The organism is Hymenobacter aerophilus DSM 13606, from assembly GCF_000382225.1.
Taxonomy (GTDB): Bacteria; Bacteroidota; Bacteroidia; order Cytophagales; family Hymenobacteraceae; genus Hymenobacter; species Hymenobacter aerophilus.
This window is the reverse complement of the sequence record NZ_KB907806.1, coordinates 54,398-67,654: the sequence shown is the minus strand read 5'-3', so window position 1 is coordinate 67,654 and position 13,257 is coordinate 54,398. Positions and strand designations below refer to the sequence as shown.

Below are 13,257 nucleotides of genomic sequence, written 5' to 3'. Positions count from 1 at the left end.
CCGAATCTAAGCGCTAAGTTCTCAAATCTAAGCTCTCAATACAGACCCAATGGCTAAAATAACCTTCGACGGCATCGAGATAGAAGTTCCGGACGGGACGACTATTATGAATGCGGCCCGCCAGATTGGCGGCAGCATCGTGCCCCCGGCCATGTGCTACTACACGCCCCTGAAAGGCTCGGGCGGCAAGTGCCGCGCCTGCCTGGTAAAGGTGGCGGCCGGCTCGGCCAAGGACCCGCGCCCCATGCCCAAGCTGGTGGCCTCGTGCATCACGGCCGTGCAGGACGGCATGGTGGTGGAAAACACGACCAACGACAGCGTGCTCGACGTGCGCAAGGGCATCGTGGAGATGCTGCTCATCAACCACCCGCTCGATTGCCCCGTCTGCGACCAGGCCGGCGAGTGCGATTTGCAGAACTTCACCTTCGAGCACGGCCTGAGCACGACCCGCTACGAAGAGGAGCGCCGTACATTCGAGAAAATCGACATCGGCCCGCTCATTCAGCTGCACATGACGCGCTGCATCCTGTGCTACCGCTGCGTGTACACCGCCGACCAGATTGCCAAGGGCGACCGGGTGCACGGCGTGCTGGGCCGGGGCGACGCCGCCGAAATCGGCACCTACATCGAGAACATCATCGACAACGACTTCTCGGGCAACGTGATTGACGTGTGCCCCGTGGGCGCCCTGACCGACAAAACGTTCCGCTTCAAGCAGCGCGTGTGGTTCACGAAGCCCGTCAACGCCCACCGCGACTGCCCAAAATGCGCGGGCAACGTGGTGCTCTGGTACAAGGGCAACGAGGTGCTGCGCACCACTGCCCGCAAGGACCAGTACGGCGAGGTGAAGGAGTGGATTTGCAACGAGTGCCGCTTCGAAAAGAAGGAAACCTCCGACTGGACCATTGAAGGACCGGCCCACATCGACCGTTCTTCCGTAATTTCGGCCAACCACTACGAGTTGCCCGTGCTCAACCAGTCCGTCATCGACGACCTGCCCGCCAGCACCCAGCGCGAATTGGAGAAGAACCCGCCACTCAAATTAGGATCGTAAATGAGCTGTTAGCTGACAGCTATTAGCTGTTAGCTCTCCGTGCTTTATGCTCCATTGTTGAACATAAGCTAACAGCTAATACCTGTCAGCTAACAGCTTAAAATAGGAATGCTCGAACTACCCGCTCTCGGCTGGCAATCCATCGTCATCTTCGTCGTTTTCGCGCTTTCACTGCTGATTGCGACCTACTGCACCTACGCCGAGCGCGTAATTGCGGCCTTTTTGCAGGACCGCGTGGGCCCCGACCGCGCCGGCCCTTTCGGGCTGCTGCAGCCGCTGGCTGATGCCGTGAAGATGTTTACCAAGGAGGAATTCTTCCCCGGCGGCGCCAACAAGGCGCTGTTCGTGGTGGGCCCCTGTCTGGCCATGATTACGGCCCTGATGTCGTCGGCGGTTATTCCGTTTGGCAACACGATGAGCTTCGGCAACAACGCCTTCTTTCTGCAAGGCATTGAGGTGAACATCGGCATGCTCTGGATTTTCGGCGTCGTGTCGCTGGGCGTGTACGGGGTGATGATTGGCGGTTGGGCTTCCAACAACAAGTTCTCGCTGCTCGGCGCCGTGCGGGCCGCTTCCCAAAACATCAGCTACGAGCTGGCCATGGGCATGTCGCTGATTGCGGTGCTCATGATTTCGGGGACGCTGAGCCTGCGCGAAATCACGCTGCAGCAGTCGGTGGCCGGCGAGTGGCAGATGTGGAACATCGTGAAGCAGCCCATCGGCTTCATCATTTTCCTGGTCTGCGCCTTCGCCGAAACCAACCGCACGCCTTTCGACCTGCCCGAGTGCGAAACCGAACTGGTGGGCGGCTACCACACCGAGTATTCGTCGATGAAGCTGGGTTTGTACCTGTTTTCGGAGTACGTGAACATCTTCGTGGTGTCGGCCGTGATGAGCGTGCTGTACTTCGGCGGCTTCAACTTCCCCTTCCAGTACGAGTTGCGCGACTGGTTCGTGAACAGCCAGGGCTGGGAGCTGGACTCGGCTCAGAATCTGATTACCATTCTGGGCACGGTGGGCCTGTTCCTGAAGATTTTCGCCTTCATCTTCTTTTTCATGTGGGTGCGCTGGACCCTGCCGCGCTTCCGCTATGACCAACTCATGCGCCTCGGCTGGACCATCCTCATCCCCCTAGCCGTGTTCAACATCGTGCTTACCGGTGGCCTGATTCTGTTTGGCGTAATCTAAGTAACTTAAGGTTTCAACCTTAATCTGTTGCGTTATGGCTGACGACCGTTTAGTGGAGATTATGGCCGATATGCTGGATGAGCTGCGTGGTTTAAAAAAAGTCACGGAGGGCATGGCTAGTGACATAACCGAACTCAAAGTGCAACAGGGTAAAACCAATGTTGCCCTCGGCGAAATGCGCCTATCCAACATGAAGCTGGCCGAGCGTATCGAAGAAATCGTCAACCTCGACCAGCGGGTGCGGACGCTCGAAAATATTGTCCTGCCGAAGGCCTCTTAGGCTTTTGAAACAGAATAGAATAACGACCTCATGCAACTCACCAACCGAGCCAAGGTATTAGAAAAGAAGCCCATGACGCTGGCCGAGCGGGCCTACCTGCCGGCCATCTTCCAGGGCCTCAGCATCACGATGCGCCACTTCTTCATGAAGAAGGCCACCGTGCGCTACCCCGAGGAGGTGCGGCCGTTCTCGGGCTTTTTCCGGGGCCTGCACGTGCTCAAGCGCGACGAGCAGGGCCGGGAGCGGTGCACCGCCTGCGGCCTGTGCGCCGTGGCCTGCCCCGCCGAAGCCATTACGATGGTAGCCGGCGAGCGGAAGAAGGGCGAAGAGGGCCTCTACCGCGAGGAGAAGTACGCCGTCAGCTACGAAATCAACATGCTGCGCTGCATATTCTGCGGCCTCTGCGAGGAAGCCTGCCCCAAAGCGGCCATCTACCTGCAGCCCGACAAAATGGCCCCGCCCCGCTTCGAGCGCGACGAGTTCACCTACGGCAAGGACCGCCTCGTGGAGCCCGTGTCGCCCGACGAGCGGAGCGTGCGCGGCATCCAGCTCACGCCCGAACAGGCCGACAAGCTCCGCGCCCGGATAATGTAGTTGTTGGTTTTTAGCTGTCAGTTGTCAGTCCAAATAGGCTGTCATTGACTGCTAAACCACCGCTAACAACTGACAACTAAAACCTGACAACTGCCGATGCATCCATTATTTCTCTTCCTCTCGTTCGTGGCGCTGCTGAGTGCGCTGGGCGTGGTTTTCGCCAAGAACCCGGTGCACAGCGTGCTGTTCCTGATTCTGACGTTCTTCTCGCTCTCGGGCCACTACCTGCTGCTGAACGCCCAGTTCTTGGCGGCCGTGAACATCATCGTGTACGCCGGCGCCATCATGGTGCTGTTCCTGTTCGTGATAATGTTCCTGAACCTGAACGTGGACACCGAGCCGCATAAGCCGGCGCTGGCCAAGATTGCCGCCGCCGTGGCTGGTGGCTCATTGCTGCTCATTCTGGTGGCCGCCCTCAAAGACGTACTGCCCACCGGCGTAGCTACCGGCACCGCGTTTAACTCACAAATCGGCATGGTCGACCAGCTCGGCCTCAAGCTCTACACCGACTTCCTGCTACCCTTCGAGTTGGCCTCGGTGCTGTTCCTGATTGCCATGGTGGGCGCCGTAATGCTCGGCAAGCGCGAAACCGGCGAGCGGAATTTCTAGGATTTCGGCTGATTTCAGCAAATAAAAAACGCGGCGGCTGATTTCTTAGCCGCCGCGTTTTTTATGCCCGACCAATAAGAAAGTACGATGCATTTTATAACTAACGATTTGAGCCGAATCAGTTTTCACGACTCATCGATCGAGAAAACAAGTCGTAATTCTAATGAATTGACATTGTATTTCGACTGGGCTAAGATTCAGGACTACGAGAAAGGTTATCACCCTAAAGACATAGTTGTTGGCGAGTCCTACTTACTTCTGTCTGGAGTAACATCCGAGGTATTCCTGAAACACCAAGATATGCTTGGTCCGGGCCAAGTTGTAGGCCCACCACAAGTGCATGTACCCATAGATGTTGAAACAGCCTTCAGCCTGATAGGTCACGATGAGTTCAGCACTCATACATCTGGTCAATTCTTATCACTGAGTGGAATGTATGAAGGGGTAGAAGGCGTTTATTGGCTGGAACAATCATGTTACAGTAGAGGAGTGGCAGCAAGGCGCCATCCCTGACTAAAGCCAGCAGCGGCACCTGATTCCTCAGGTGCCGCTGCTGGCTTTATACTGTTCAGCTAATAATCCGTCGGCCCTACTCGAAGTGGTAGAGGAATGTGATGACGCCGGTGTAGGCGGGTTTCTTGTTGCCTTCGATTTCCATTTTCACGCCGATGTTGGCCTTGGCAATGCCACGAAGGTCCTTTACGGCCAGTAGCGTGGCGTGCAGACGTACGGGCGTGTTCACGAGCACGGCCTGGTTGAAGCGGAATTCACTGATTTCGTAGTTCACCTGCATCTTCAGGTTTTCGACCTGCACCAGCTGGTTCCAGAAGTAGGGCAAGAGCGACAGCGTGAGGTAGCCGTGGGCAATAGTGCCGCCGAAGGGCGACTCGGCCGCAGCCCGCACGGGGTCGGTGTGAATCCACTGGAAATCGAGGGTGGCGGCGGCGAACTGGTTGATTTGCTCCTGGGTGATGGTGTGCCAGGGCGTGATGCCCAGCTGCTGGCCCTCGTGCTGCTGCAGCTCGGCCAGGCTGCCAATGGTAATGCTCATAAGAAAAGGTAAACGGAGAAGAGAGGCCCGAAGATACGGTTTAGCGTTGGAAGGGATTTTTAACCTGGCGGGCAGCCCGCGGGGTGGCCCCGGCCCGCGGCAGTTTGGGGTGCCGCGCTTCTGGCTCCGGCAGCAGGCCAGCCTCACGCAGCGCCTTGCGCAGGAAGGCCAGCTTGCTGTACTTACTGAATAGCCCTTCGGCAAAAAGGGCTACCTGCTCTTCCAGCACCGGCACTTCGCGCAAAGCTTTCAGCCACTCTGCAATATGGTCGTACAGTTCAACCGAGCGCAGGGAGGTCTGGTCCAGATAGTTTTCTACCCGCTCCATCACGGCGTCGAGCGTGATTTCGGGCTGGTGCCGGGCGGCCAGCGCCAGCAGCTCGGGCAGCGCCTGCAGGTCGAACACCGGCGGCGGCGTGCCCCAGGCAGGGCGCTTTTTGGGCGTATGCCAGACGGCTTGCAGCAGCAGCGGCAGCACTTCGGCCACCCGCTGCTCGTGGGCCAGCAGCCGCGCCCGGAATTGCAGCGGGAAGTTATTCATTAACCGGAACGAGGACGGCGCCAGCGCCCGCTTCACAAACTGCGCCCGTTCCGTATCGGTCCAGATGTCGGCCAGGGTTTCGTAGTCGGCGAAATCGTGCTCCTGCTCCAGCCGGTGCATGAGAGCCTTGAGGTAGAGCGGCCGGCTGGCGGCCGGCGACAGATAGGCCAGCACGAAACCGGCCACCAGCGCCTTGCTTTCGGCGGGTCCGAAATGCTGGGTGGCCAACTCCACCAGCTCGGCGGTGCGGGCCTGCTCGTGGTAGAAGTGCAACAGCCGGGTAAGCAGCGGCGCGGTGTAGTGCTGCGTGAGCTGCCGGCGGGCCAGCGGCTCCCACGCGGTCCAGTCGTGGCAGCCGGCGGCCAGCGCCGCTTGCAGCGACAGCGGCAGGCGGTGCGTGTGGGGCTGCAGCACCGGCCGCAGCACTGGTGCCATGGCAGGGTTGGCGGCTACGGCCAGCAACAGGGCCAGCTCGGCGTCGGGGAGCGGTGGGCTCGTGCTTTGCGGAGCTGCACTGTAGGGGTCGGGGCGGCGGCTCCGCGGGGCGGGTACGAGGGGCGGGGTGGCGGCCAGCGGCTCCAGCACCGCCCGCACGAATACCGGCAGGCAGCGCTGCACCTCGGCGGGGTCGAAGGGCTGGGTTTCCAGCAGCGCCGTTGTGCCCGTTTCCGCCAGCAGCGCCAGCCACGTATCGGCCACCTGCCGGGCGTAGTAGTTGCCAAAGAACAGGTTGTAGGTATCGGCGGCAGGTTTTTTCAGGTCGATGATGGCCAGCCAGGCCCCCTGCCAGCGGCGCAGCCCCTCGGCCAGCCGCCCCGCGGCCAGCGCCTCGCGCAGAGCCGCCGCGGCGGGCCCCAGCACCGGCGCCAGCACCTGCCCGATGCGGTCCGCCAGCTCCGCCAGAAACCGTCCTGTTGGTCCGAAGCTGAACACGATGCGGGGCAGGCGGCCCTGCTCGTCGGCCAGCGTGAGGTGGTCGAAGCGCAGGCAGTTAAGGGGTCGGCGTAGCGCGTCGCGCAGCTCGGCCAGCTGGGGCAGCGTGGCGTCGGCAGCAAGGCAATCGGACGGCAGCGGCGGCCCCACAAACTGGGTGAGAAAGGCGCGGGCCAGCGCCGGGTTCTGGCGCAGCTGCAGGGCCAGAAACTTCAGCTGCTCGGGCTTCGGCACGTCGCGCAGGGCTGTTTCCAGCTCCGAGGCCGAAACGGGTTCGGGTGCGGTTTCGGGCGGGGCCGTTGGCTCGCCGGCCGCCAACGCCGGTTCGGGTTTGCGGCCCGCCATTGCGCTCAGCGGGCCCTGGCCGTTAGCCGGCTGCTGTTCCTGCCTTTCCAGCACCGCCAGTCCCACGGCCACGCAGTGCTTGCAGATACCCTCATAGTTGTAAGGGCAGTTGCACCAGAAACTGGGGCCGTCGTCCGTGTCCAGCCCGATTTGCACGTCGTACTCGTCGGAGCCGCTGACGATGGCCGTGTACTCCTGGTCGTCGGGCCGGTAGCGCAGCCGGTGCACCGCCCCTTCTTCGAAATACGCCCGCCCCTTGCTGAAGCTGGCGGCATTGGCTTCGGCGCGGATATGGGCAAGGATAAGCATGGCGGAGGCGGGGTTGGGGTGGTAGGGCGAAAATACGGTTTTGCGGTTTGGTCTGGGCGTCGTCGCCCTCCACGTGCGCCTCACCCCCCGGCCCCCTCTCCAAGGGGAGAGGGGGTGCGTTCAACGGCTGCCGTTACTACCGCCTATACATACTGTCGTGTGGCACCCCCTCTCCCCCTGGAGAGGGGGCCGGGGGTGAGGCACCACGCCAGAACGAAACGACGCCAGCCCCCCCAAACAAACTGCCCAAACAGTGGCCTTTTCCGATTTTCAGGATACCTTTGCCCTCCATTGCCCCGGCCCCATCCCGCCGTCGGGGCCTTTGCTTGCCGTTAGCCCCCCCGCATGGACCAGAACATACCGCAGGTTATCCAGACGGTTCCCCTTCAGTACTACGTCTTTTTTGCCACGGCGCTCTTCAGCATCGGGGTGCTGGGCGTGCTTACCCGGCGCAACGCCATCATCATCTTCATGAGCGTCGAGCTGATGCTCAATGCCGTGAACGTGCTGCTAGTGGCCTTTTCGGCTTTCCGCGCCGACCCCAACGGGCAGGTATTCGTGTTCTTCATCATGGCCGTGGCCGCCGCCGAAGTGGCCGTGGGCCTGGCCATCATCGTGATGATTTACCGCAACATCCAGAGCACCGACGTTAATCTTTTGAGTCGTTTGAAATTCTGATTCGCCCTGTCATCCTGAGCGGAGCGAAGGACCTATACAGAAGGTGTCACTTAACGTTATCTTCTGTATAGGTCCTTCGCTCCGCTCAGGATGACAGCTCTGCTTCTGCATCCCTAATCATGCAAGAAACCGTTCTACCCGCTGCCGGCGCCCCGTACTCGACGTTCCTGTACGTGCTGATTCCGCTGCTGCCGTTTCTGGGCTTCCTCATCAACGGCCTGCTCAACCGCAAGCTGTCGGCCACTGTGGCGGGCCTGATTGGCTCGGCCGCCGTGCTGGGCTCGTTCGCCATTTCGGTGTTTCTGTTCCTGAACTTTCAGTACCAGTACACCGTGCCGCTGTTCGACTGGATTTCGGTGGGCACCATGCAGATTCCGTTCAGCTACCAGATTGACCAGCTGAGCCTGATTATGCTGCTGCTGGTAACCGGCGTGGGCTTCCTGATTCACCTCTACAGCATCGGCTACATGGCCCACGACGAGAACGTGGGCAAGTTTTTCAGCTTCCTGAACCTGTTCGTGTTTTCGATGCTGGTGCTGGTGCTGGGCTCCAACTTCCTGATTCTGTTCATCGGCTGGGAAGGCGTGGGGCTGTGCTCCTACCTGCTCATCGGCTTCTGGAACAAGAACACCGCCTACAACAACGCCGCCAAAAAGGCCTTTATCATCAACCGCGTCGGCGACCTGGGTTTCCTGCTCGGCATCTTCCTGATTTACCTCACCTTCAACTCGGTGCAGTTTGGCGAGGTGTTCCAGAAGGCCGCCCTCGGCCAGTTTGGCACCTACGGGCCGGGCGTGGTAACGGCCATTACGCTGCTGCTGTTCGTGGGCGCCACCGGTAAATCGGCGCAGCTGCCGCTCTACACCTGGCTGCCCGACGCCATGGCCGGCCCCACGCCCGTTTCGGCCCTGATTCACGCCGCCACCATGGTCACGGCGGGTATCTACATGATTCTGCGGGCCAACGTGCTCTTCACCCTGGCCCCCGATACGCTGGAGGTCATTGCCATCATCGGCGCGGCTACGGCTCTGTTCGCGGCTACCATCGGACTGGCGCAGAACGATATCAAGAAGGTGCTGGCCTACTCCACCGTGTCGCAGCTGGGCTACATGTTTCTGGCGCTGGGCGTGCTGGGCTACAGCACCTCCCTGTTCCACGTGCTCACCCACGCCTTCTTCAAAGCCCTGATGTTCCTGGGCGCGGGCTCCGTGATTCATGCCATGAGCAACGAGCAGGACATGCGCCGCATGGGCGGTTTGCGCAAGGCGCTGCCCATCACGTTCATCACCTTTCTGGTGGGTTGTCTGGCCATTTCCGGCATCCCGCCCTTCTCGGGCTTCTTCTCCAAGGATGAAATCCTGCTCCACGCCTTCCAGCACAGCAAAGTGCTCTATGGGGTTGGCCTGTTCACGGCGTTCCTGACGGCCTTCTACATGTTCCGGCTGCTGTTCCTCACGTTCTTCGGCGAGTTCCGGGGCACCGAGCAGCAGCGCCAGCACCTGCACGAGTCGCCCGCGTCCATGACGCTGCCGCTCATCGTGCTGGCCCTGCTGGCGGCCGTCGGTGGCTTTATGAACGCGCCCTTCTTCCTGGGCGAAGACAAGGCCTACCTGGCCAACTACCTCGCCCCGCTGTTCACTTACTCGCAGAAAATCAACCCGGCGGCCTTTACCCTCGCCGTTGACCACGGTACCGAGCTCATGCTCATCGCCCTCTCGGTGGGCGCGGGCATGCTGGGTATCATCGTCGCCTACATCATGTACGTGAGCCGCGGCGTACGCCCGGCCGAGGACGACGCCCCGCGCGGCTTCCTCGACAACCTGGTGTGCCACAAATACTACATCGACGAGCTGTACAACGCCCTGCTGGTGCGCCCCATCATGTGGCTCTCCCGCGGCCTCTACCGCTTCGTCGAAAACGGCATCATCGACCCCATCGTCAACGGTTTCGGCCGCGTAACGATGGGCGGTGGGCAGCTCCTGCGCAACGTGCAAACCGGCTCCGTGGAAACCTACCTCCTGCTGATGGTCGTGGCCATCGTGCTGGTGATGGCGCTGAACTTCGGGAAGTTTTAGAGCTAAATTTAGATTGTTATGAGTGATTTAGAAGTAACTGCATCCATATTAGCCGTAATATCTTTTGTTTTTATATTTAAGCAGCTTACTATAATCAATGATGGTTTTGATAAAAGAGCTTTAAAATTTTATATACTCTTTTCATCCAATGAAGTAAATTCTAAAAGTGAAATATCATTCAAAGATGTCTTCTTTATGACCTTAGAAGATTATCTTAAACGTTACTATCTATTATTACCACATAGAAAGAGTTCTGTGAGAAATTATTTAGTAGAACATTTCGACAACATCTCAAACAACCAAGAATCTAATCTTCAAGAGTTGATTAAGGAGGTTTTAATAGGAAATTTCATGCATAAAAAATCTTATGCATCTGGTCAATCATGGGTGTTAGTAAGTGAGTATAAATTAGATTTTTTAAAAACTGCAGCTCAAGGGGCTGTATTGAGAGCATACAAAAATGCAAAGCATTTATCTAGTTGAATTTATATTAAAAAGCCATAACGCCTAAAACCGCACTCTCACAGTAAAGCATGCTGACTGTCCTTCTTCTACTCTGGCCCGTGACGGCCGCCCTGCTGCTGCACTTCTTCAAGGGGAAGGCGGCGCGGGTGGCGGCGCTGGGCGCGGCTCTTCTCGAATTTGCGCTGGCGCTGTACGCCGCCGGTTTCTCCGGGGCCAACCTTGCCCGCGGTGGTGATATCAGCCCCAAGTTCGAGTTCAATTTTAGTTGGATTGCCTCGGCCGGCATCAACTTCCATGTGGGTATGGATGGGCTCAGCCTGCTGCTGGTGCTGCTCACTACGCTGCTCGTGCCCATCATTCTGCTGGCCGCTTTCCGCCGCAACTTCGCCAACGAGTCGGTGTTTTATGCGCTGGTGCTGTTCATGCAAACCGGCCTGATTGGCGTGTTCACGGCCCAGGATGCCTTTTTGTTCTACTTCATGTGGGAGGTGGCCCTGATTCCGATTTACTTCCTGGCCGGCGTGTGGGGCGGGGCCGAGCGGGCACGCATCACCTTCAAGTTCTTCCTCTACACCATCATCGGCTCGCTGTTCATGCTGGCCGGCTTCGTGTACCTGTACTTCCAGACCGGCCCCACGGTCGACGGCCTCTCGGCCCACAACGCCTCGCTCAGCGCCTTCTACAACCTCAACCTGCCCGCCGAAACCCAGCTGTGGGTGTTCTGGCTGATTTTCGCGGCCTTCGCCGTGAAGATGCCCATCTTCCCCTTCCACACCTGGCAGCCCGACACCTACACCGACGCCCCCGCCCCGGCTACCATGCTGCTGGCCGGCATCATGCTGAAAATGGGCATCTACGGCTGCATGCGCTGGCTGCTGCCCGTCGTGCCCCTGGGCGTTGACTACTGGCAGAACCTGGTTCTCATTCTGGCCATCATCGGCATCCTCTACGGCGCCATCATCGCCATCCGCCAGCCCGACATGAAGCGGCTCATCGCCTACTCCTCGCTCTCGCACGTGGGCCTGATGATTGCCGGCGTCTTCTCGCTCACCCAGCTCGGCATGCAGGGCGCCAGCATCCAGATGCTCGCCCACGGCATCAACGTAGTGGGCCTGTTCTTCATTGCCGACGCCATTGAGCGCCGCACCGGCACCCGCAACATCGCCGACTTGGGCGGCCTCACCCGCCAGGCGCCGGTCCTCACGGTGTGCTTCCTGGTGCTGCTGCTGGGCACGGTGGCGCTGCCGCTCACCAACGGCTTCGTGGGTGAATTCCTGCTGCTGGCCGGCGTGTACCAGTACAACGCCTGGCTGGGCGCGGTAGCGGGCCTCACCATCATCCTCAGCTCGGTCTATCTGCTGCGCATGTTCCAGCGCGTGATGCTCGGCCCCGATTCCACCCACTCGGCCACCTTCACCGACCTGACCGGCGCTGAGCTGGCCGTGCTGGTGCCGCTTATTCTGCTCGTATTCCTGCTGGGCCTGTTCCCCAACATGTTCCTGCACCTGTCGGAAGGCAGCGTGCTGGGGATTTTGGGCGAGGTAGCAAAACGGTAAGTAGCGCGAACTTTGTAGTTCGCGTCCCCGCGCCTTTAGCATATTAGCCGCACGACCGAACCGGCAGCCGCGCGAACTACAAAGTTCGCGCTACATTGAGACGACATGAATTCAATTATTCTGCTTTCTGCGCTGGGCCTGGGCAACCTGTTTCTGGGTTTCCGCCGCTCCAACCGGCTGCTGCTGCCCGTGATGATGCTCATCCTGGGCCTGGTGCTGACGGTGAACTTCCTCGACTGGAACCAGGGCCCGCAGTCGTTCTTCAGCGGCATGCTCACCATCGACAACTTCTCGGTGGCCTTTACCGGCATCGTGCTGCTCACGGCGCTGGTACTCGTGCCCTTCTCGCAGAAGTACGTGCTCGACGGCGAGGCCAACCTGGCCGAATACTACTCGCTGCTGCTGTTTTCGATGGTGGGCGCCATCATGCTGGTGAGCTACAACCACCTGCTGATGCTGTTTCTGGGCATTGAAATCCTGAGCGTGGCCATGTACGTGCTGGCGGGCTCCGATAAGCGCAACATGCGCTCGAACGAGGCGGCGCTGAAGTATTTCCTGATGGGCGCCTTCTTCACCGGCATCCTGCTGTTCGGCATGGCCCTGGTGTACGGCGCCACCGGCACGTTCGAGCTGAGCAGCATCAGCTTCGCGGCCCAGAACCCCGTCAATGCCTCCCTGCGGCCCATGCTCTACATCGGCATGCTGCTGATGCTGCTGGGCATGGCCTTCAAGGTCGGCGCCGCGCCGTTCCACTTCTGGACGCCCGACGTGTACGAGGGTACGCCCACCTTCTTCACCGCTTTCATGAGCACCGTGGTAAAGGTGGCCGGTTTCGCGGCCTGGCTGAAGCTGCTGGTGCAGGCTTTCCCGGCCGCGTCGGCCCAGGGTGTGTGGCTGCCCACGCTCACGGCCATGTGCGTGCTTACGCTGCTGGTGGGCAACGTGGGCGCCGTAGCCCAGACCAGCGTGAAGCGCATGCTGGCCTACTCCAGCATCTCGCACGCCGGCTACCTGCTCATCGCGCTGGTAGCGTTCAACGGCGCGCTCGAAGGGGCCACGGCCAACGGCATCATGTTTTACATGCTCGCCTACTCGGTAGCTACCGTAACTGCTTTTGCCGTGCTGAAGCTGGTAGCCGATGCCCGCCACCGCGAAGATTACGCCGGCTTCAACGGCCTGGCCAAAACCAACCCGCTGCTGGCCTTCTGCCTCACGCTTTCCATGCTGAGTTTGGCCGGCATTCCGCTCACCGGCGGCTTCTTCGGCAAGTTCTTCGTCTTTATGTCGGCCGTCGAAAACGGCTACATCGGCCTCGTGGTTTTCGCCGTGGTGATGTCGATGGTGAGCATCTACTACTATCTGCGCCCCATCATCGCGATGTACATGCGCGACGCCGACGACGCGGATTCGGCCGTGCCCGTGCCGGTAACCACCTTCCAGTCGGGCGCGCTGCTGGTGCTGGCCTTGCTAACGGTGCTGCTGGGTGTGCTACCGGGCCTGATTGCCGGCGTGCTGTAAGCGAATTCGTTGCTGCGCATTTCTACCTGAATTCCTAACACCCCTGCCGCCTGGCAGGGGT

At 59.8% G+C, this 13,257-nt stretch carries 12 protein-coding genes; 10 read left to right on the top strand and 2 right to left on the bottom strand.

Annotation, left to right across the window (positions count from 1 at the left end):
• Positions 1 to 49 precede the first annotated feature (49 nt).
• From H145_RS0106950 to H145_RS0106930, 5 genes are all read left to right on the top strand, one after another.
• Positions 50 to 1,054 carry a 2Fe-2S iron-sulfur cluster-binding protein gene (locus H145_RS0106950; RefSeq protein WP_026351316.1) on the top strand — a complete coding sequence of 335 codons (1,005 nt, stop codon included), beginning with the start codon at positions 50 to 52 and terminating at the stop codon, positions 1,052 to 1,054.
• Between the two features lie 108 nt (positions 1,055 to 1,162).
• On the top strand, positions 1,163 to 2,242 hold the full coding sequence (gene nuoH / locus H145_RS0106945; RefSeq protein ID WP_019947418.1) for an NADH-quinone oxidoreductase subunit NuoH: 1,080 nt from the start codon (positions 1,163 to 1,165) through the stop codon (positions 2,240 to 2,242).
• 34 nt (positions 2,243 to 2,276) lie between these two features.
• Positions 2,277 to 2,522, top strand: coding sequence for a hypothetical protein (locus H145_RS0106940; RefSeq protein WP_019947417.1), 246 nt, complete (start codon positions 2,277 to 2,279; stop codon positions 2,520 to 2,522).
• Positions 2,523 to 2,552: 30 nt separating this feature from the next.
• Complete coding sequence (locus tag H145_RS0106935) at positions 2,553 to 3,116, top strand: NuoI/complex I 23 kDa subunit family protein (RefSeq protein WP_019947416.1); 564 nt, start codon at positions 2,553 to 2,555, stop codon at positions 3,114 to 3,116.
• A 96-nt stretch (positions 3,117 to 3,212) separates the two neighbouring features.
• On the top strand, positions 3,213 to 3,725 hold the full coding sequence (locus H145_RS0106930) for an NADH-quinone oxidoreductase subunit J family protein (RefSeq protein ID WP_051102983.1): 513 nt from the start codon (positions 3,213 to 3,215) through the stop codon (positions 3,723 to 3,725).
• A 589-nt stretch (positions 3,726 to 4,314) separates the two neighbouring features.
• Here H145_RS0106930 and H145_RS0106920 read toward each other — a convergent pair.
• A complete protein-coding gene (locus H145_RS0106920; protein WP_019947413.1) occupies positions 4,315 to 4,776 on the bottom strand; it encodes a MaoC family dehydratase in 462 nt (153 codons plus the stop codon).
• A gap of 40 nt (positions 4,777 to 4,816) precedes the next feature.
• Positions 4,817 to 6,904: an SWIM zinc finger family protein gene (locus tag H145_RS0106915; protein WP_019947412.1), complete on the bottom strand. Its 2,088-nt coding sequence runs from the start codon at positions 6,902 to 6,904 to the stop codon at positions 4,817 to 4,819.
• Between the two features lie 345 nt (positions 6,905 to 7,249).
• Between H145_RS0106915 and nuoK the strand changes: the two genes are divergently transcribed.
• The 5 genes from nuoK to H145_RS0106895 all read left to right on the top strand — a co-directional run bounded on the left by nuoK (position 7,250) and on the right by H145_RS0106895 (position 13,196).
• Complete coding sequence (nuoK, locus tag H145_RS0106910; RefSeq protein ID WP_019947411.1) at positions 7,250 to 7,582, top strand: NADH-quinone oxidoreductase subunit NuoK; 333 nt, start codon at positions 7,250 to 7,252, stop codon at positions 7,580 to 7,582.
• Positions 7,583 to 7,701: 119 nt separating this feature from the next.
• Complete coding sequence (gene nuoL / locus H145_RS0106905; protein WP_019947410.1) at positions 7,702 to 9,657, top strand: NADH-quinone oxidoreductase subunit L; 1,956 nt, start codon at positions 7,702 to 7,704, stop codon at positions 9,655 to 9,657.
• 18 nt (positions 9,658 to 9,675) lie between these two features.
• Positions 9,676 to 10,140 (top strand): hypothetical protein, encoded by a 465-nt coding sequence (locus H145_RS24020; protein ID WP_157541310.1) that lies wholly within the window; start codon positions 9,676 to 9,678, stop codon positions 10,138 to 10,140.
• A gap of 50 nt (positions 10,141 to 10,190) precedes the next feature.
• Entirely contained in the window at positions 10,191 to 11,678 is a 1,488-nt protein-coding gene (locus tag H145_RS0106900; RefSeq protein ID WP_026351313.1) for a complex I subunit 4 family protein, read from the top strand.
• Positions 11,679 to 11,783: 105 nt separating this feature from the next.
• The gene (locus H145_RS0106895; protein ID WP_019947408.1) at positions 11,784 to 13,196 is read left to right on the top strand and encodes an NADH-quinone oxidoreductase subunit N; all 1,413 of its coding nucleotides are present in this window, start codon (positions 11,784 to 11,786) and stop codon (positions 13,194 to 13,196) included.
• The last annotated feature ends 61 nt before the right edge of the window (positions 13,197 to 13,257 follow it).

Bases quoted from the DNA above. Each gene is read 5' to 3' on its own strand.
- nuoK (WP_019947411.1), top strand. From the start codon at position 7,250: ATGGACCAGAACATACCGCAGGTTATCCAGACGGTTCCCCTTCAGTAC.
- H145_RS0106915 (WP_019947412.1), bottom strand. From the start codon at position 6,904: ATGCTTATCCTTGCCCATATCCGCGCCGAAGCCAATGCCGCCAGCTTC.
- H145_RS0106940 (WP_019947417.1), top strand. From the start codon at position 2,277: ATGGCTGACGACCGTTTAGTGGAGATTATGGCCGATATGCTGGATGAG.
- nuoL (WP_019947410.1), top strand. From the start codon at position 7,702: ATGCAAGAAACCGTTCTACCCGCTGCCGGCGCCCCGTACTCGACGTTC.
- H145_RS24020 (WP_157541310.1), top strand. From the start codon at position 9,676: ATGAGTGATTTAGAAGTAACTGCATCCATATTAGCCGTAATATCTTTT.
- H145_RS0106935 (WP_019947416.1), top strand. From the start codon at position 2,553: ATGCAACTCACCAACCGAGCCAAGGTATTAGAAAAGAAGCCCATGACG.
- H145_RS0106900 (WP_026351313.1), top strand. From the start codon at position 10,191: ATGCTGACTGTCCTTCTTCTACTCTGGCCCGTGACGGCCGCCCTGCTG.
- nuoH (WP_019947418.1), top strand. From the start codon at position 1,163: ATGCTCGAACTACCCGCTCTCGGCTGGCAATCCATCGTCATCTTCGTC.
- H145_RS0106895 (WP_019947408.1), top strand. From the start codon at position 11,784: ATGAATTCAATTATTCTGCTTTCTGCGCTGGGCCTGGGCAACCTGTTT.
- H145_RS0106930 (WP_051102983.1), top strand. From the start codon at position 3,213: ATGCATCCATTATTTCTCTTCCTCTCGTTCGTGGCGCTGCTGAGTGCG.
- H145_RS0106920 (WP_019947413.1), bottom strand. From the start codon at position 4,776: ATGAGCATTACCATTGGCAGCCTGGCCGAGCTGCAGCAGCACGAGGGC.
- H145_RS0106950 (WP_026351316.1), top strand. From the start codon at position 50: ATGGCTAAAATAACCTTCGACGGCATCGAGATAGAAGTTCCGGACGGG.